The sequence below is a fragment of the Histophilus somni 2336 genome (genome assembly GCF_000019405.1).
Classification (GTDB): Bacteria; Pseudomonadota; Gammaproteobacteria; order Enterobacterales; family Pasteurellaceae; genus Histophilus; species Histophilus somni.
This window is the reverse complement of record NC_010519.1, coordinates 851561-871013: the sequence shown is the minus strand read 5'-3', so window position 1 is coordinate 871013 and position 19453 is coordinate 851561. Positions and strand designations below refer to the sequence as shown.

At 40.3% G+C, this 19453-nt stretch carries 13 protein-coding genes and 1 pseudogene; 3 read left to right on the top strand and 11 right to left on the bottom strand.

Features of this window, described 5'->3' with window-relative positions; translation table 11 throughout:
* Nucleotides 1-13 precede the first annotated feature (13 nt).
* The 6 genes from HSM_RS03855 to HSM_RS03830 form a co-directional block, all read right to left on the bottom strand.
* A complete protein-coding gene (locus tag HSM_RS03855) occupies nt 14-748 on the bottom strand; it encodes a 4'-phosphopantetheinyl transferase family protein (protein WP_012341579.1) in 735 nt (244 codons plus the stop codon).
* 38 nt (nt 749-786) lie between these two features.
* On the bottom strand, nt 787-1029 hold the full coding sequence (locus HSM_RS03850; RefSeq protein WP_011608610.1) for a hypothetical protein: 243 nt from the start codon (nt 1027-1029) through the stop codon (nt 787-789).
* 193 nt (nt 1030-1222) lie between these two features.
* The gene (htpG, locus tag HSM_RS03845) at nt 1223-3103 is read right to left on the bottom strand and encodes a molecular chaperone HtpG (protein ID WP_012341577.1); all 1881 of its coding nucleotides are present in this window, start codon (nt 3101-3103) and stop codon (nt 1223-1225) included.
* A 309-nt stretch (nt 3104-3412) separates the two neighbouring features.
* Nucleotides 3413-6319, bottom strand: a complete 2907-nt coding sequence (locus tag HSM_RS03840) for a lactoferrin/transferrin family TonB-dependent receptor (protein WP_041605034.1) — start codon at nt 6317-6319, stop codon at nt 3413-3415.
* A 194-nt stretch (nt 6320-6513) separates the two neighbouring features.
* The gene (locus HSM_RS03835; RefSeq protein ID WP_012341574.1) at nt 6514-8502 is read right to left on the bottom strand and encodes a transferrin-binding protein-like solute binding protein; all 1989 of its coding nucleotides are present in this window, start codon (nt 8500-8502) and stop codon (nt 6514-6516) included.
* A 158-nt stretch (nt 8503-8660) separates the two neighbouring features.
* Nucleotides 8661-9815, bottom strand: a complete 1155-nt coding sequence (locus HSM_RS03830; RefSeq protein WP_080514388.1) for an alpha-L-fucosidase — start codon at nt 9813-9815, stop codon at nt 8661-8663.
* Nucleotides 9816-10189: 374 nt separating this feature from the next.
* Between HSM_RS03830 and HSM_RS11260 the strand changes: the two are divergent.
* Nucleotides 10190-10390: pseudogene (locus tag HSM_RS11260) on the top strand (IS1595 family transposase); the annotation flags it as partial.
* A gap of 306 nt (nt 10391-10696) precedes the next feature.
* Here the strand turns inward: HSM_RS11260 and guaA are convergent.
* The 3 genes from guaA to guaB all read right to left on the bottom strand — a co-directional run bounded on the left by guaA (nt 10697) and on the right by guaB (nt 14132).
* Nucleotides 10697-12268 carry a glutamine-hydrolyzing GMP synthase gene (gene guaA, locus HSM_RS03825; RefSeq protein WP_012341571.1) on the bottom strand — a complete coding sequence of 524 codons (1572 nt, stop codon included), beginning with the start codon at nt 12266-12268 and terminating at the stop codon, nt 10697-10699.
* A gap of 21 nt (nt 12269-12289) precedes the next feature.
* Nucleotides 12290-12598 carry a hypothetical protein gene (locus tag HSM_RS03820; RefSeq protein WP_041605033.1) on the bottom strand — a complete coding sequence of 103 codons (309 nt, stop codon included), beginning with the start codon at nt 12596-12598 and terminating at the stop codon, nt 12290-12292.
* Nucleotides 12599-12668: 70 nt separating this feature from the next.
* Nucleotides 12669-14132 carry an IMP dehydrogenase gene (guaB, locus tag HSM_RS03815; RefSeq protein WP_012341570.1) on the bottom strand — a complete coding sequence of 488 codons (1464 nt, stop codon included), beginning with the start codon at nt 14130-14132 and terminating at the stop codon, nt 12669-12671.
* Nucleotides 14133-14300: 168 nt separating this feature from the next.
* On the opposite strand from guaB, the gene birA reads away from it, so the two are divergent.
* Nucleotides 14301-15233 (top strand): bifunctional biotin--[acetyl-CoA-carboxylase] ligase/biotin operon repressor BirA, encoded by a 933-nt coding sequence (birA, locus tag HSM_RS03810; protein ID WP_011608575.1) that lies wholly within the window; start codon nt 14301-14303, stop codon nt 15231-15233.
* A 224-nt stretch (nt 15234-15457) separates the two neighbouring features.
* Here the strand turns inward: birA and glnA are convergent, their stop codons facing one another.
* Nucleotides 15458-16876 carry a type I glutamate--ammonia ligase gene (gene glnA / locus HSM_RS03805; RefSeq protein WP_012341569.1) on the bottom strand — a complete coding sequence of 473 codons (1419 nt, stop codon included), beginning with the start codon at nt 16874-16876 and terminating at the stop codon, nt 15458-15460.
* 242 nt (nt 16877-17118) lie between these two features.
* On the opposite strand from glnA, the gene typA reads away from it, so the two are divergent.
* On the top strand, nt 17119-18969 hold the full coding sequence (gene typA, locus HSM_RS03800; protein ID WP_012341568.1) for a translational GTPase TypA: 1851 nt from the start codon (nt 17119-17121) through the stop codon (nt 18967-18969).
* A gap of 61 nt (nt 18970-19030) precedes the next feature.
* Here typA and rpsT read toward each other — a convergent pair whose 3' ends face one another.
* The gene (rpsT, locus tag HSM_RS03795; RefSeq protein ID WP_011608572.1) at nt 19031-19294 is read right to left on the bottom strand and encodes a 30S ribosomal protein S20; all 264 of its coding nucleotides are present in this window, start codon (nt 19292-19294) and stop codon (nt 19031-19033) included.
* Nucleotides 19295-19453 lie beyond the last annotated feature (159 nt).

Sequence of the window (19453 nt, the reverse complement as noted above, 5' to 3'; positions counted from 1 at the left end):
ACGAAAACCGACTTTAAATTTGAATGAACTGCTTTAAAGGATTCACTTGATATTCAATTGTCTGCGTCAGTTTTTTTGAAACAAACCGGTTATCTTGCCACATAAAATATTGTGTTTGTTCAATATGTTGATGACAAAAAAGTGCAAAATAAAAAGGCAACTCAGCTGTAAATATGAGCTTTCCCGTTGGGCAATAATCGGAGTGAAGTAATAATTTCTCCGGTTCATGCTTGACTTCCGATAATTTGACAATACCTACGCCCTGCGATTTTAACAATGCCTCTCGTCCGCACCAAATTTGATAAAAACGTGCCTCGCAAGGCTTTTGTTGAAACCAAATCACCTCTTGCTGGCTGGCAAAATGCTGTAAAAGTGCGGTGTAATTTCTTGTTTTTTTGACAAACTCAATATCAATTCCTACTGCACTTTTATCATTATTTTCATCAACTTGTAAAACAACTGCTACCCAATCATCAGAATGACTGATATTAAAATCAATATTGTCTTGTAAAAAGTAAGGACGATTGGATGGAGAACGCTTAATATCACCTAAAAGTGCGGTATTAACACCAGCTTTTTGTAACAATTGCCACAATAAAAAATGTGCTAAACGGCGACAATGATAACGTTGCTGCACAGGTTTATAGTTACTTGCTGAATGCGTTAGGTGTTTATTTAGCAACCGCAAAGGTATTGTTTCAAAAGGATAATATTGTTGAATATTGCCCCAAGCGACGAACGTAGCCATATTTATTCCATAAAAAGACTTGAACACATCAGAAACAATCAATTTCTATACTGTTGAATATTTGCCATTCTTAAAAGGCAAATTTTATTTTGTTCTTTTTCCGGCAATTGACTTAATTTATTTTTATTTTGTTTAAACTTGGTCAGTTCAGAACTTGATAGGGAAAATTGTGCCATATTTTTTTCCAGTACACTAAAATAACGCTGGCAACTTGATGATAAATTGGTTGTGGTACAAGCAGTTAGCCAAATAACAGTTCCAAAGAAGATAATTTTTTTCATCAACAATCCTTCAATAAAAAGTCAATAAAACCCGACTTCGAATTATACGTGAAAATTCCATTGTTAGCATTTTTTTAACTATTCAAATGCTATTTTACTACCGCACTTTTTTACTACAAGTGTCAAACATAGATAAAAAAACTCCCTAATAAATTAGAGAGTTTTATTACATCAATCAGCTAAGAAACAACCATTACCCCAATAAATTGTTTACTCGCTTAATAAATGCGGTAGGATTTTCTAATGAACCACGTTCAGCAAGCATCGCTTGCTCAAGCAGTAATTCAATCCAATTTGCAAATTCGTCTTCATCAGCAAAATCTGCTACTTTTTTCACTAAATGATGTTCAGGGTTAAGTTCAAACGTATATTTTACTTCAGGAACAGGTTGTCCAGCTGCAGCAAATAATTTTGCCATTTGCGTGGTCATTTGATCATTATCAGTAGAAACCACTGCTGGGGTATCCGTTAAACGATGCGTTAAACGCACATCTTTTACACGTTCTCCCAACAAGGTTTTTACTCGTTCAATAAACGAACTAAATGTTTTATCCTGCTCTTTTTGCTCTTCCTGTTCTTTGTCCGCTAAATCACCTAAATCCAGATCAGCTTTAGTAATCGGTTGTAATTGCTTGCCGTCAAATTCAGTTAAATAACTTAACATCCATTCATCAATTCGATCAGATAACAACAACACCTCAATATCCTTCTTATTGAACAGCTCTAAGTGCGGTGAGTTTTTAGCAGCAATATAACTATCTGCAGTGATGTAATAGATTGCCTTTTGCCCCTCTTTCATACGAGCAACATAATCTTCCAAAGAAACGGTTTGTTCTGAGCTATCATTTTTACTGGAAGCGAAACGCAATAATTTGGCAATATTTTCTTTATTCGCAAAGTCTTCTGATGGACCTTCTTTCAAAACCAAACCAAATTCTTTCCAGAATTGTAAATATTTCTCCTCGTCATCTTTGGCTAATTTTTCCAGCATTTGCAATGAGCGTTTGGTCAATGCTTTACGTAAAGCAGCTGTCACTTTATTATCTTGTAAAATCTCACGAGATACATTTAGCGGCAAATCATTGCTATCAATTAAGCCACGCATAAAGCGTAAATAATTCGGCATAAATTGTTCAGCATCATCCATAATAAATACACGCTGTACATAAAGTTTCAAACCATGTTTATGCTCACGATTGAATAAATCCCAAGGGGCTTTAGACGGCACATAAAGCAAGCTGGTATATTCTTGATTTCCTTCAACTTTATTATGTGTCCATAAAAGAGGATCAGCAAAATCATGGCTTAAATGTTTATAAAACTCTTTATATTCCTCATCAGAAATCTCACCTTTCGATCTTGTCCAAAGTGCTTGAGCTTTATTAATTTTTTCCCATTTAATTCCCGTTTCTTTACCTTCTTCATCATATTCTTTCGCTAAAATTTCAACAGGCAAGCCAATATGATCAGAATATTTACCGATAATTTCACGTACACGCCATTCATTAGCAAACTCTTTTTCCTCTTCACGTAAGTGCAAAGTAATTTCCGTACCACGTTCTCTTTTCTCAATATCAGCAACAGAATATTCACCCTCACCGGCTGATTCCCACAACACCGCTCTATCTATCGGCTCACCTGCTGCTCTCGTTTTCACTGTTACTTTATCCGCCACAATAAATGCCGAATAAAAGCCGACACCGAATTGTCCGATCAACTGACTATCTTTAGCCTGTTCCTGTCCAAGTGCGGCCAAAAATTCTTTTGTTCCGGACTTAGCGATAGTGCCTAAATGATCTATCACCTGCTCTCTCGTCATACCAATACCATTATCGCTAATGGTTAACGTACCTTTTTCTGCGTCAAAACTGATCCGCACTTTTAAATCACCATCTCCTTCATATAATTCAGGTGCAGACAAGGCTTTAAAACGCAATTTATCCGCCGCATCAGACGCATTGGAAATCAACTCACGCAAAAAAATCTCTTTATTTGAATAAAGAGAATGAATCATCAATTGTAAAAGCTGTTTAACTTCAGACTGAAAACCACGAGTTTCTTGATTTGTTGACATAATATTTCCTTTTCCAATAGTGAAATTAACAAACAGCGAAAATATAAGTTCGGAAATAAAGATTTCAAGCTTATAGATAGAAAAAGTGCGATAAAAAATACCGGAAGCCACTTGAACTGCTAATCCATTGCAACAATTTTTCGGTGCCTAATTTCGTTGCCGACAAATAGCGTATTGTCTTCCATTAGACTTTTTTCCTTTTTTTGGAATGTCAAGCTGCCTGAACCTGCATAACAAGACTTCAGGCAGCTATTTATACGAACAAATCATCTTAACTGTTTTTTAAACAGCTTGCAGACAGTTTTTTAATTAAAACTTCATTTCCATACTCACGGTAAAGTTTCTTCCGGGTGCGGCAAAACGTGCCGAACGTGTACCTAGGTCTTGATTGACCGCATTGGCAGAGGACTGACGCACACTTTCCCATGTGCTATATTTACGATTGGTTAAATTATAGATACCGGCTCTCAACGTGAATTTTTCTTTCCAAGTGTAGTATGCCGTCAAATCATAAATATACCAAGCACGAGTGCGTTTGCTGTTGATCGTCCGTTTAATGCTGCCACCCTTGCCGAACACTTTTTCGCCGACCACCTCGTCACGTTGTTTGGCTTGAGAGTAGGTGCCGCTTAAATTAAGGCCCCATCTGCCCTCAGGGTCATCATAGCCGATACTTGCAATAATGCGTCCCGGTTGCACGGCTTCCAATGTCGGTTCAGACACATTGGTAAAATTGTCGTGCAATTTGCGTGCTTTGATATTGATACGGTTGTAAGCAAGTGTGGAATACAAGCCTTCAGGCAGCCTATCGCTGATGCCTTCCCAGTAGATTCTACCCAAGATATTGATACCGTTGAGTTTGACATCTTGGGTGTTGTAAAAATCGGTTACATAACCCAATCCCTCGACATGTTTATCTGCACGGGCAAGCAGGTTTTTATAGTTGTTTTGGAAGAAACTGGTCTCTATCACACCAAAATCGCCCTGAACGGCCAAACCAATTTCTTGGTTAAAGGCTTTTTCGCTTTTCAACGGTTTACGGCTCAAGAACTCTTTTTGTGTGAGTGGATTGTCTTTACCAGAAGCCCCCGTACGCACGCCGTACAGCTCATAAAAAGCGGGGACACGGAAACCGCTGGACACACGGTAAGACACGACAAAGTGGCGGGTCGGTTTGAGGCTCACGCCCGCATTCCACGACCAGTTGTGGTAGTTGCCACCTTTGGTCCACGGGTCAGTCGAGCGGAAGGTATGGTTGTCGTACCGCACGCCCAACCCCAAGTCTGCCCATTCACCAAAGGCAATATGGTTACGCAAGGCAAGGTAATACTGTCTGCCCGTAATCACACGTGGCGAGCAGTCGCGATTGTCACCTGCTGTCGCATTACACCCATCGACAGTTTTTAATTCCGGCGTGTTTTTACGTCTATATACGCGAGGTTTGTCATAAGAACCATTGCCGAATTGTAATTTATCCTCAGGGGTCGTATCTGTTTTAAAGGCACCTTTATCATCATACGCTTTTATTTCCTCATACGGCGGCAAGGTGACATATTCAGCATATAAGTCGCCATGTTGTAAGGTGGAGCGATGTGTACCAAAGCCGGCGGCGATATTCACCTTATGCGTGGTAAAGCCCAGATTAAAAGTTTTTTCCCAATTGAATTGTCCCAAATTGAGTCGTTCTTGATAATCGTTTTTCTCGGTACGGTAATTAGACCAAGGTTTGTCCAAGCTGGCACGGCAACGTGCCACATGAGGATAATCGGTGCAATACGTCCAATGGATACGGCTCGACAGTTTGAGATCTTGGCGGTCAATACTCAAGGTCAAGCTATCTGCCCAAGAATTTTTATCGGGATTCTCATAGCGGTAAAAAATACCCGAGCGATTTTTCGTATGGCGTTCATCAAAAAATTTACCCCGTCCGTACCGCACGCCACGAGCTTGATTGCCGGCATCATATACCAAACCGTCCAAAGGATTATCAGTCAACGTGATACCGAAATTACCTTTGTCCGTATCGTTTTTATCCAACGTTTGGCAACTGGATCCGCTGCGGCAGATATCCTCTTTCGTGTAATACGCCCGTTGCGTCATATCACGGATATCGTAACGCTGCTTCGTATGTTCCAACACCCCGCCGACATAATGGTTAGGCGACAAGCGGTAACCACCCTTCCAAAAGAAAGAGCGACTTTGGTAGTCCATCGGATTAGGGCTGATGCGGTCAGGACCCGTATAATCTTTGGCAGAGGCGGTACGTGTCGGATACGGCATTTTAGCAGCCTGTGCCTGCTCTTCGGGCGTCCATTTAGGATTGTTCTCCGGGGCACCCACCCTATTCGTCTTGGCCTTGGCATGACGACAATTCGGATCACTTAGATTAGAGCATTCATCGGCAAGTATATAATACGCATACGCCCGAACAGGCGTTCCGTTTCTTTGGTCAACATCATACCGATTAAAATACCCTTCCAATGGTTGGTAAGTATGTTGTATTTCTTCGGCGGCAGGATGCACGCGAGTTTCCTTACCTTTACGATGGGTAAAAATCGCCAAACTGTCAAAACCGCCGACACGGAACGCACCGGCAACGGATTGGGTAAACTGGCTGTTTTTGCTGCTGTAAGCCGTTTTACTGTTCAAGCCCCAGTTTTGCCCCTCTTTAATCACATCATCAGCTTCTTTGGTACGAAACCCTACCGCACCGCCCAAGGCACCGCTACCGTATTCTGCCGAACTGGACCCCTTGCTCAATTCAATTGACTTAATATTCTCATATTCAATTTCATTAATCGCCCCGCCGTTGGCATCGGATTTCAAGGTAGAATACGACTGCGCCTGTCCCAAGCCGTCCACCAACATAGCCACGCGGTTTCTGTCAACACCACGCATTGCATAGCCTGACGTTGCACCACGTCCCTGCTCCACCACCGAAATACCGGGATCATAACGGGTCAAATCGCGAATATTCAAAATCAGTTCTTTATCAATGTCTTCACTGCTTTTGACCACCTTACCCAAACCGGTGACTTCATTGTCATGTCTGCTGATCTCGTGTTTGGCTTGCACCTGGATAGCTTCTAACTCCAGCACTGCTTCTGTATTGCTACTCGGTGATTCAGTATCAGCAACCGCCTCAGTAAAAGGTAAAAAAATCGTGCTGATAGCCAATGTTATTGGCTTAAGTTTAAACAAAGGTTTTGTAGACATTTTTTTCATTCCGTGTAAGTAAAAGACGGATGGGTCATGCTTTCTCAACAGAGCCGAGCGATTTGCCACTGCAACATCACACCGTCAACAACGACAGGCGACGGATTTGACAAACTTTTTCAAGCAGGTTGAGCATATCAGCAGATACCCATCCTGCTACCTGAAATATGTTTCAGGTAGCTAGAGTTAAGATTTCATTTCTGTTGCGATAGTTCTTGGCGTTTCGCACCGAACACCCCACCGACTTTATCGCCCGTGCCATTCGATGTGATGGTACCGCCGATTTCTTCTGCATTCGGACCGTAGAATGCGCCATCGACTTTAGCATCGGTGAAGGTTACTGTTATACCCGCACCTGTACTGCCTTTATCTAATTGCAAACTACCAGTTGTCTTAGCTGTACCCGAGAAGCCGTTACCTTCAATCTTGGTACTATCCATTGTGAGGGCGGGTTGAATACCGTCGGCATCAAAAAACTTGCCTGTAACTGTCTTACCACCAAAATTAACATCAAATTCAGCACGGCTTTTACCACTATCGTTACGCGGATCACCGGCGTCAACACTGCCAACCTGTCCTTTGCTACTTAAAAAGTTGGCTTGCCATGTGCCAATATACTTTGCTGCACCACTTTGCTTCGCCATATCAGTAAGCGAAGTACGTTCACCTGTTAGGAAAAGGTGTCCGTTTGTTAATGTGCTGTTATGCGTAGTTGCTGCACCGGCAGTGCTGTTTGAAGCATCGTTTGCTGTTGTTTGTTCCCCATAGCTGCCGAATTTCACATACACCAAATTACTGCAACATACGGTAACTTTGTATTTTTTGTGGTTTTCATGATTTGTTTTGTTTAAATGGCTACCGTCTATGGTGCTGATAAACTCATTCTTGCCTGTGTTGCCAGCGCCCGTCGTACCGGCATTACTTTCCGGCACCAAAGGAAACTGTCTGCCGTCCAACACTAAATACGCCGCATTGCCGAACGTATCCATCGTTTCTTTTTCTAATTTATTACTATCCGTGCTGATTTTAACGGCATCAAAGCGGGTTTCTAGTTTTTCATCGCCTTTACTTTCACGTTTTGCACCAAAGACGACAAACAGGGAATTATCATCGGTCAGAAATTTACCTGCCAGTTCCTCGGCTTTAGGACCAAAGAAACCGCCCTCGAGACGTTTGTCCGCATCCTTGCCGAAGATGGTGTGACTTTTTTCTTGTGCTGTTGCTGAACCGACAAAACGGTTGCCTTTGATATCAGCATCAATTTTGTAGCGTGTTTTTACATCTTGTTGCTCATTTTCTATTCTAGAAACATAACCGTTACTTTTTAATTCACCTGAAAGTTTTTTACTGCCAAAATCAGCAGTAAACTCAGCACTGTGAGCAATATTGATTTTTTCTCCTGAAACTTTGCGATTAACCAATGCATCCATTGAAGTCGCACCGATTTGATTGCCCGGTATATTGCTAGTAGCAGAACTATTTTCCTGTGTAAAATCTTCAGCTAAAGTTCGTTCATTGAAGGCATCACTAACAAAATCCCAATAGCCTTTGTATGTTACGGTTTGTGTAGGTAATGTAACCGCAGGGCTAGTGCCTTGGTAAAAAACATAACCTACCCAACCAGCAGGAAATTGATCTCTTGTTTTTTTATCATGGGAAAAAACAAGTTCAATCTTTCGGGTACCCAACACATACCCAACTCGAACATATTGTAAATCACGTTTATGCGCTAAATTAGATCCATCATGTGCAAACAACACGTCATCTGTATCATCAAAATATTTTACATCTCTACCTCGTGCATTTTTCTTGGTGTTTTCTGCTATTAGCCTTTTGATAAAATCTTCTTTTATTGAATTAAAAGGCATGCTAAGAGGGGCAACTTGCTGGGCAGTAATGGCAACACGAGCATTACTTTCTTTTGTGCCCGTGGTGGGCATTGGCGAAATATTCCTACGCGGAATTTCTGTCGCATAACCTAGAGCAGGTGAGTTGATTTCTTCTACTATTTCTTGCTGCCGTTGTCCAGTCGGAACATCTTGATAAGTGGGGCGGGAACTACCCGAGGAGGAGGGGGGGGTATGCTCGACGTCGTCTAAATCAAAGCCACCTTTGCCGGAAGAGCAGGCAGAGAGCAAAGCCACACTCAAGACCGAAAAGCCTAATAATTTGAAAGAGGTCATTTACCTATATCCTTTCTTATATTATATAAAATATGCAAATAAAAATTATTATTATATGTATTTTTTTAAGGAATGCAAACAGTTTTCAACACGCCCACGCTGCTGATGGATTCCTTAAACAGCCGCTGTTTGTTGTAACGATACAGCACTCGGAACGATTAAGACGTGCGATTTTGGTCGATCTGAGGGCGGGCAATCATTGTTACACCGTTTACAGTTTCGGGGGAATATTTACTGCAACGGGAGCGATAAATCCCTTCACCGTTTTGCTCCAACCATTTACCCAAAGCGAGTAGGCGTTCAACTTGCTCTTGTGGAATAGTACCGTCTGCTTTTGGGCCGATGTTGAGCAACAGGTTACCGTTGTCTGCCACGGTTTCTACTAAGAGCGAAATCAGATCTTTCACTGAAATCAAGTGGCTTTCATCTTCCACTTTGTTGTAACCAAATGATAAGCCCATACCACGGCACATTTCCCATTTTTTATCACGCGAAGCCACGCCGTGTTTGTACTCTTTTGAGGTGAAATCGCACCAGAGCTTGTTCCAACGGTCATCAACCACACCGTGTGGCACGCTGTTGTAGTAGTGTGCAAACAAGTGCGGAAGCATATGTTCACCGGCTTTCGGCCAGCCGATGTCATTCCAAAGTACATCAGGTTTATATTTATCAATCAGCTCAACCACTTGTTTATAAGCGTAATCGGCGTATTCATAGGTTGGGCAAGCATTGGAAAAGTTTTGACTCTCGGTGAAAATCGGTGCAGAAGAGTAGGTCCAGTCTATAATACCAGAGTAGTAAGCTCCCATTTTCAGCCCTTTTTCACGCACATTATCAGTCAGCTCGCCCATCAAATCACGTTGTGGACCAGCTTCAGTGCAGTTGAAATCGGTATATTTACTCGGATATAAGCAAAAACCGTCGTGGTGTTTAGTCGTCAGAACCACATATTTTGCACCTGCTTTGGCAAACAGCTCCGCCCATTCGGCAGGTTGCCACTTCTCCGCTTTCCATTGTGGAATAAACTGTTCATAGCTGAAATCTTCACCATAGGTTTTGATATGATGCTCGTAAGTCGGACCTTTTTTGACGTTAATTGAATTGAAATACCACTCGGCATATGGATTGTTACAGAACCATTGCTCGTCAATATCGATCTCGCCTAATTGACAAGTCGGTGGTGCAAACGCGGGGACGGAATAAATTCCCCAGTGAATAAAAATCCCGAATTTAGCATCTTCATACCATTCAGGAACTTGATGCTGTTTAATAGATTCCCAACAGGCGTGGAAATGGAGAGGGGGGGGGTAAATTTACTATTCATATAACAAACTCCTCTTTATATATTACGAAACAAGTTTGAAATATATTTTCAATTCTCATATAAAATAAAACAAATTATTTCATCATACAGCAATAATTTGTGTATAGAATGTGAACTGCTTCACATTTATTCTCTTTACAATGCCATATAATTTGCCCGATATTACGTTTTTAGCGAAAATTCGGGCAATTATGATATTGATATATCTTTTAAATTACTTCTCTACCAAGCTTCCGATTTCCAATCTTATCACCTGTAGAATCAAGCTGCCTTTGTGATTTTTTAGGATAGTGTCTATCTATCAAACTCATCAATATAAAAAAAGGGGCTGTATTAGATTAGTAAGTATGCTAGTCTATAAAAATGAAAATAACTCATTGTAAATTAAAGAAATCTATACAGAAAAAGCTCCTTGACTTTTTTGTGTTAGAAGTGACAGCTCGATCAGCAGCTAATATTTTAGGTATCAATCCAAATTCAAGTGCCTTGTTTTATCGAAACATCCATGAGCTAATCCGTTATCATTTAGCCCTTGATGTAAGTGAATTTCACCACGAAAGAATTTATCATTTCGGGGGCAGTCAAACAAGACTACATCAACGACATAGAAAATTTGGGGGCTAAGCCAAACGAATACTCTGAAAATACAATGGAATTGACTGAATAAACTCTCCTTTATTTTTGAAGGAATGTAAGTCTTTGGAATATCTAAAGAGCAGTTAAAAACACTACGAAAATGTGTGTCATTTAGGGCTAATCTAATACAGTCCCTGAATTAATAGTATAATCACCCGAAGAATTATCCTTCAGGTGATTTATTGCAAGCACAACACTCACAAAATGTCTATTTATAAGGCTTTAGATTTTTAGCTACTCCCACTCAATCGTTGCTGGTGGTTTTCCTGAGATGTCATAAACTACACGGGAGATGCCGTTGACTTCGTTGATAATGCGATTTGAGATTTTGCCTAATAAATCATAAGGTAGGTTTGCCCAATGTGCGGTCATAAAGTCAATGGTTTCGACCGCTCTTAGGCTAATAACCCAATCATATTTACGACCGTCGCCCATTACCCCAACAGATTTTACCGGCAAGAAGACACCGAACGCTTGGCTGACTTTGTAGTACCAATCTGCTTTATGCAGTTCTTCGATAAAAATTGCATCGGCTTTACGCAGTAAATCGCAATATTCTTTTTTGATTTCACCCAGTACACGTACACCTAATCCAGGGCCTGGGAATGGGTGGCGGTTAAGCATTTCCGCAGGCAAGCCGAGTGCCAAGCCGATTTTACGCACTTCATCTTTGAAGAGTTCACGCAACGGCTCAACTAAACCTAATTTCATATAATCGGGTAATCCCCCTACATTGTGGTGAGATTTGATAACATGGGCTTTTCCGGTTTTGCTTGCTGCCGATTCGATAACATCAGGGTAAATCGTACCTTGAGCTAACCATTTTACGTCAGTTAATTTTTTTGCTTCATCATCGAATACATCAACGAATACTTTACCGATAGTTTTGCGTTTTGCTTCCGGTTCATCAATTCCTTTTAATGCTTCTAAAAAGCGATCTTCTGCTTCTACTCGAATAATATTCAAGCCGAATTTATCACCGAACATTTCCATGACCTGATCGCCTTCATTTAGACGGAGTAAGCCGTTATCGACAAAGACACAATGTAAATTTTTACCGATGGCACGATGCAATAAAAGTGCGGTAACAGATGAATCCACGCCACCTGACAAGCCTAAAATTACTTCATCATCGCCCACTTGTGCTTTAATGCGAGCCACTGCATCTTCGATGATATTTTCTGCGGTCCAATTGGTTTCGCAACCGCAAATATCTACCACAAAATTTTGCAGTAATTTTTGACCGCACTTTGTGTGGGTAACTTCGGGGTGGAATTGCACGCAATAGAAACGACGGCTTTCATCTGACATAGCCGCGATCGGGCAAGTCGAGGTCATGCCTGTAATTTGGAAATTATCAGGTAGGCGAGTCACTTTATCGCCGTGGCTCATCCAAACGTCCAATTTTGGATCGCAAGCGGTCAGATCATCGTTTAAATCTGCAAAAAGTGCGGTCGGATTTTGTAGAGAAACTTCAGCATAGCCAAACTCACGATGCGTAGAAGTTTCTGTTAAACCGCCCAACTGCATTGCCATGGTTTGCATGCCGTAGCAAATACCTAAAACAGGTACACCTGCATTGAAAACGTATTCAGTTGCACGTGGACTATTCGCTTCAGTCGTACTTTCCGGTCCGCCTGAAAGAATAATTCCTGTTGGGTTAAACTCACGAATTTGTTCTTCCGTAACGTCCCAAGCCCAAAGCTCGCAATACACCCCGATTTCACGTACACGACGTGCGATAAGTTGCGTATATTGTGAACCGAAATCTAAAATGAGGATTTTATGGTGATGGATATTTGTCATTTTGTTTCCTAAAGTTTTAGTTTATTTTTTAGATACGCGAAAGTAAGTCCCGCCATGACCGTCACTAACATATTTCACATTAAAAACGTTTGTTATATTACAGCCTGTTACAGTCCAAGTTTCATTTACATTACCTGCACTCGGTATTGAATTGATTTCCGTATGGATTTTTTCTATTCCACAATTATTTATAGCACGAAAATATAGCCTAATAGTGCTTTCTGTATCTGATTTTAATAACCAGTCTGCTGTTGTTTGCCCTGAATATGATGGACCAAAAATGCCACAGCCGGACAATAACAGTATAGAAATCAAACCTAATTTTTTCATTTTATGCTCCTTATCTCAGTACAAGCGACACAAATTCTGCAAATTTTGCAAAAACCAACCGTTTGTTATATCAGCCCATTCGATAATTCGGTGCTTCTTTGGTAATGGTCACATCGTGAACGTGACTCTCTTTGATGCCTGCTCCGCTGATACGTACAAATTGGGCTTTAGTGCGTAATTCTTCGATAGTCGCACAGCCGGTTAAGCCCATGCAAGAACGTAATCCACCCATTTGTTGGTGGATAATTTCTTTTAGAAATCCTTTGTATGGAATACGCCCTTCAATCCCTTCAGGCACTAGTTTATCCGCGGCATTATCGGATTGAAAATAACGATCGGAAGATCCTTTTGACATTGCACCAAGGGAACCCATACCTCGGTAAGATTTAAATGCTCGCCCTTGATAAAGTTCGATTTCACCCGGTGCTTCTTCCGTTCCTGCAAACATTGATCCGACCATAACACAAGATGCACCTGCTGCAATCGCTTTAGCGATGTCACCCGAATAGCGGATACCACCATCGGCAATCACTGGAATACCACGCTCACGCAATGCTTCAGCAGCATCAGCAATCGCCGTAATTTGTGGCACTCCCACACCTGTTACAATACGAGTCGTACAAATTGATCCCGGTCCAATCCCAACTTTAACCGCACTTGCCCCTGCATCAGCTAATGCAATCGCACCTTCCGCTGTTGCAATATTCCCTGCAATAATAGGTAAATTTGGATATTTAGCACGAGTTTCACGTACCCGTTGCAACACGCCTTCGGAATGTCCGTGAGATGAGTCGATTAACAAAACATCTACTCCTGCTTTCACTAACGCATCAATCCGTTCTTCATTACCGGGACCGGCACCGACTGCGGCACCGACACGTAAACGACCAAATTCATCTTTACACGCATTCGGCTTACTTTCGGCTTTTTGGTAGTCTTTTAAGGTGATCATGCCTTTTAGTTTAAAGCTGTTATCCACTACCAGCACTTTTTCAACACGATGTTCGTGCATTAAATGGAAAATTTCTTCTCGAGTAGCCCCTTCTTTCACAGTAACTAAACGATCTTTTGGGGTCATAAAATCCGCAACAGTTTTATTCAAGTCTGAAACGAAACGTGTATCACGCCCTGTAATGATCCCTACCAACCCTTTTTGTTCATCAACTACAGGATAACCTGCAAACCCGTTTTTCTTAGCCAATTCCGCTAATTCAGTTAACGTCATTGTTGGCGAAACGGTAACCGGTTCAGATACAATTCCACTTTCGAATTTTTTTACTTTACGCACACGATCCGCTTGACGTTCAATGGTCATATTTTTATGAATAAATCCGATACCGCCCTCTTGAGCTAAAGAAATAGCCAATTTAGCCTCGGTAACGGTATCCATTGCGGCGGATAACATGGGAATATTTAGACGGATTTCTTTGGTAAGGTTAGTTGAAAGGTTGGCAGTATTTGGAAGTACTGTAGAATGAGCCGGAACTAATAGAACGTCGTCAAAAGTTAAGGCTTCTTTAATTACTCGTAACATAGTGCAATATTCTCTCTATTAAAATTAAAAAGGACAAAAAATATTGCGCCCAAATTATACAGATCTCCTACTTGTTTGAAAATGTTTTTTTATAATATTTTCTCTTGAAAAAATTTGTGTTAAAAGTACTGCTGCTTGAGATTTTATAATGGTGATAGCGAGGGAAAAATGATTAAGTTGTTATCTATTTTAGCTAGATGCAAACCCTATTCTTACAAAAATTTAACCGCACTTTTAGACCTGACAAGAGTACAACTGGAAAAGCAGATAGCACAATTAAGACAACAAGGAATTTGTATTGTTGATAATGAGCAAAATATTTCTTTAAAACCGCAACTTCCTTTATTAAATCTATCTTATTTGGAAACAGAATTAAGTCCTTATAAGATTTATTATCACCCTATTATCAATTCAACTAATCAGTATCTCATGGAAAACATTTTACAGTTGAACAAAGGAGACTTGTGTTTTACCGAATATCAATTTGCAGGGCGAGGTAGACGAGGACGGGAATGGCAATCGCCTTTTGCCGGTCAACTAATGGTGAGTTTTTATTGGACATTCAATCCGACAGTTTCGTTAAACGGTTTAAGTTCAGTATTAGGGCTGGCAACTGCTGAAGTGCTAAATGAAATGGGTGCGGAGGTTAAGTTAAAATGGCCGAATGATCTGCTATTGTTCGGACGGAAATTAGCAGGAATTTTAGTTGAAATCGTCAATGCTAAAAATGGATTACTTAATTTTATCGTTGGCATTGGGATAAATTTATCTTTACCGCAAGAAAACAAAATTGATCAACCTTGGGCGGAATTATTGGAAACTTTGCCGGAAATAGATCGTAATGATCTTGCAATTCAATTAGTAAAAAAATGGTATCAATATTTGACTATTTTTGAGCAACAGGGAATGCATGCTTTTTTTCAGCGTTGGATTAAGTTGGATTATTTTTTTGGACAAGAAGTAAATATTATTAGCGAAAAAGAAATCGTTTGTGGAATTGAGCAAGGTATTGATGAAGAGGGTTATCTATTAGTAGCGTTGAATAATGGAGTGTTGAGAAAATTTAACGGAGGAGAAGTTTCGCTGAGAAAAAAAGAGTAAAAAGTGCGGTATAAAATTAAGAATTGCCAGCGAAGAAAGTATCCTCTTATCAGAGTAAAGTCGGAAAAATTTCAGATACTTTATTACAACAATTTGAATATATTCACGTGAAACTAAAAGGACTGCGACCTGTAAATGATATAACACAGTCCTTGCATTAAATCTGTCTAGCCTGTGAGGTCAGATCAAACAAATTTAGTCGCTTTTTGTTTATCTAACCGGTATTAAGCGTAGTACATTTCAAATTCTACTGGATGTGGTGTCATATTTAAACGTTCCACTTCTTTACGTTTCATTGCAATAAACGTATCAATAAATTCTTTGCTGAACACTTTACCATGCGTTAAGAATTCATAATCTTTTTCTAAATTATCTAACGCTTCACTCAATGAACTTGCAACGGCAGGAATGTCTTTCAGTTCTTCCGGCGGTAAATCATAGAGGTTTTTGTCCATTGCATCACCGGGATAAAGTTTGTTTTGAATACCGTCTAAACCAGCCATTAATAATGCTGAAAACGCTAAGTATGGGTTAGCCAACGGATCGGGGAAACGTGCTTCAATACGAATAGCCTTAGGATTAGTAACCGCCGGAATACGAATTGATGCAGAGCGGTTACTTGCTGAATAAGCCAATAAAACAGGTGCTTCAAACCCCGGAACTAAGCGTTTATAAGAGTTGGTTGATGGGTTGGTAAACGCATTTAAGGCTTTGGCATGCTTAATAATCCCCCCAATGAAATAAAGTGCGGTCTCAGAAAGCCCTGCATATTTATCACCTTGGAAAATATTTTTCCCGTCCTTACTCAAAGACATGTTGCAATGCATACCTGAACCGTTGTCGTTTATAATCGGCTTTGGCATAAAGCAAGCTGTCTTGCCATGTTCATACGCAACATTTTGCACAATATATTTATAAATTTGCGTTTCGTCTGCTTTTAACGTAAGTGTATTAAATTTAGTGGCAATTTCATTTTGCCCCGCTGTTGCAACTTCGTGGTGATGGGCTTCAATCACTAATCCCATTTCTTCCATTAACAAACACATTTCCGAGCGAATATCATGTGCGATATCATTCGGTGCAACTGCACAATATCCCCCTTTCTTCAAAGGACGATAGGCTTTATTTCCACCTTCATAGTGTTTATTTGTATTCCATGCTGCCTCAATATCGTCGACAGTATAAGAGTTACCGTTCATCGAGACATCAAAACGCACATCATCAAATAAGAAAAACTCTGGTTCAGGGCCAAAAAATACATCATCCGCAACGCCTGTTGAACGCATATAATTTTCTGCACGCATGGCAATTGAGCGTGGATCTCTGTCATAACTTTGCATGGTAGTCGGTTCAAAAATACTGCAACGGATTGAAAGTGTCGGAATTTGAGCAAAAGGATCAACAACGGCGGTTTCAGCAATTGGCATCAATAACATATCTGCCTTATTTATGGCTTTCCAACCTTCAACTGAGGAGCCATCAAACATTTTACCGTCTTCAAACAAGTCCTCATCAACTAAACTGACCGGCAGGGAAACGCCATGTTCTTTACCCTTAACGTCGGTAAAACGAAGAAGAACAAACTTAATATCATTTTCTTCGATTAACTTGAATACATTCGTAATAGCTGTTGTGTTTGACATAATACTCTCTCTACTTTAGTGGGAACGGAAATAAATTTGAACGGAGATTATAATCAATTAGAGGGGAATAGGATAGGGAATTTTATATCGGTAAAGGTCGGAGGTCGTTTTTTTATAGCTCCTAATAACAAAAAGTTGTATAATCGGCGACCTTTCCGCACGGTATAGATGTAAAAATGAACTATTTTGAAACGTAAAGTGCGGAAGAAAGTTTTAATTTTTTATAACTCTAGATTATTCAAATGACAGATAAAATTGATATTCAAAAATTACGCAATATTGCAATTATTGCACACGTTGACCATGGTAAAACAACCCTCGTTGACAAGCTTCTTAAACTTTCAGGCACATTAGACACTTCTCGTGGTGATACTGATGAACGTGTAATGGATTCCAATGACTTGGAAAAAGAACGTGGAATTACTATTCTTGCGAAAAATACCGCAATTAATTGGAACGGCTATCGTATTAATATCGTGGATACACCAGGACACGCAGACTTCGGTGGAGAAGTAGAGCGAGTACTTTCAATGGTAGATTCCGTATTGTTGGTTGTCGATGCCTTTGACGGTCCAATGCCACAAACCCGCTTCGTCACCCAAAAAGCCTTCTCACATGGTTTAAAACCGATTGTTGTAATCAATAAAGTGGATCGTCCCGGAGCACGTCCTGACTGGGTAGTAGATCAAGTATTTGATCTCTTTGTAAATTTGGGTGCCACAGATGAACAACTTGATTTTCCTATTATTTATGCTTCTGCGTTAAACGGTGTAGCCGGTCTTGAACATGAAAAATTGGCTTCTAATATGGATCCGCTCTTTGAAGCAATTATTGAACATGTTTCACCGCCGGATGTTGAGTTGGATGCACCGTTCCAAATGCAAATCTCCCAATTAGATTACAGCAAATATTTAGGTGTCATTGGGATTGGACGCATTAAACGTGGTACAGTAAAACCAAATCAACCTGTTACATTAATTGATCCTGAAGGGAAAACCCGTAACGGTCGTATCGGTCAGGTTTTAGGACACTTAGGTTTACAGCGTTACGAAGCTCAAGAAGCTTATGCAGGTGATATTATAGCCATTACCGGTTTAGGTGAGTTAAATATTTCAGATACTGTTTGTGATATTAACAATGTGGAAGCATTGCCTGCATTAAGCGTTGATGAACCGACAGTAACTATGTTCTTTTGTGTAAATACTTCACCATTCTGTGGAAAAGAAGGTAAATTTGTCACTTCCCGCCAAATTTTAGAGCGTTTGAAAAAAGAGCTTGTACATAATGTGGCATTGCGTGTAGAAGAAACGGATGATTCGGATATTTTCAGTGTATCCGGCCGTGGGGAATTGCACTTATCCGTATTAATTGAAAATATGCGTCGTGAAGGCTATGAGCTGGCGGTTTCTCGTCCTAAAGTAATTTTTAAAGAAATTGATGGTCGCAAGCAAGAGCCTTTCGAGCAAGTGACTATTGATATTGAAGAACAACATCAAGGTTCTGTCATGGAAGCACTCGGTATTCGCAAAGGTGAAGTACGTGATATGATACCGGACGGTAAAGGTCGTACTCGCTTAGAATACATTATTCCAAGTCGTGGTCTCATTGGTTTCCGTAATGAATTTATGACAATGACTTCAGGGACAGGCTTACTTTACTCAAGTTTCAGCCATTATGATGATGTAAAACCGGGTGAAATTGGCCAGCGTATTAACGGCGTACTGATTTCAAACGGTACAGGTAAAGCCTTGGCTTATTCACTTTATGCCCTACAAGATCGTGGCAAGCTAATGGTTGATCATGGTGCAGAAATTTATGAAGGACAAATAATTGGTATTCATAGTCGCTCTAATGATTTAACTGTCAACCCGCTGGAGGGTAAAAAACTCACCAATATGCGTGCTTCAGGTAAAGATGATGCTTTGACTTTAACCACACCATTGAAACTCACACTTGAACAAGCATTAGAGTTTATTGATGATGATGAGTTAGTTGAAGTAACGCCAATTTCTGTACGTATTCGTAAAAAACTTTTAACTGAGGTAGAGCGTAAACGTGCAAACCGTACGACAACGAGTACCAGTACCCGTTAATCAACAGCTGATAAAAAACCGCACTTTAAAGTGCGGTTTTGTTTTTATCGGTTTTAAAAAATTACGCTAATTTTTTGATTTGTGCCGCTAACTTAGATTTGTGGTTAGCTGCTTTGTTAGCGTGAATTAAGCCTTTAGATGCCATACGGTCTACAACTTTTTGCATTTCAACAAAAGCAGCTTGAGCTACTGCTTTATCACCTGTTGCTACTGCTGCATAGGTTTTTTTGATAAAAGTACGCATCATAGAGCGTTGGCTTGCGTTATGTTGACGGCGTTTTTCAGATTGAACCGCACGTTTTTTAGCTGACTTGATATTAGCCAAGGTCAAACTCCTAAAATATCTGTTAGTTTACGAAAAAATAAAGGCGTAAAATATGCCTTTTTTCTATACAATTGTCAATAAACAATTAGCAAAATTTGGGTTGAGGATTTCGGTGAGACACAACCGAAACAACCATCGTTAGCTTTCCTCAATTGCCTT

Coding starts and splice junctions, on each gene's coding strand:
- HSM_RS03855 (WP_012341579.1), bottom strand. CDS start 748: ATGGCTACGTTCGTCGCTTGGGGCAATATTCAACAATATTATCCTTTT.
- HSM_RS03850 (WP_011608610.1), bottom strand. CDS start 1,029: ATGAAAAAAATTATCTTCTTTGGAACTGTTATTTGGCTAACTGCTTGT.
- htpG (WP_012341577.1), bottom strand. CDS start 3,103: ATGTCAACAAATCAAGAAACTCGTGGTTTTCAGTCTGAAGTTAAACAG.
- HSM_RS03840 (WP_041605034.1), bottom strand. CDS start 6,319: ATGTCTACAAAACCTTTGTTTAAACTTAAGCCAATAACATTGGCTATC.
- HSM_RS03835 (WP_012341574.1), bottom strand. CDS start 8,502: ATGACCTCTTTCAAATTATTAGGCTTTTCGGTCTTGAGTGTGGCTTTG.
- guaA (WP_012341571.1), bottom strand. CDS start 12,268: ATGACAAATATCCATCACCATAAAATCCTCATTTTAGATTTCGGTTCA.
- HSM_RS03820 (WP_041605033.1), bottom strand. CDS start 12,598: ATGAAAAAATTAGGTTTGATTTCTATACTGTTATTGTCCGGCTGTGGC.
- guaB (WP_012341570.1), bottom strand. CDS start 14,132: ATGTTACGAGTAATTAAAGAAGCCTTAACTTTTGACGACGTTCTATTA.
- birA (WP_011608575.1), top strand. CDS start 14,301: ATGATTAAGTTGTTATCTATTTTAGCTAGATGCAAACCCTATTCTTAC.
- glnA (WP_012341569.1), bottom strand. CDS start 16,876: ATGTCAAACACAACAGCTATTACGAATGTATTCAAGTTAATCGAAGAA.
- typA (WP_012341568.1), top strand. CDS start 17,119: ATGACAGATAAAATTGATATTCAAAAATTACGCAATATTGCAATTATT.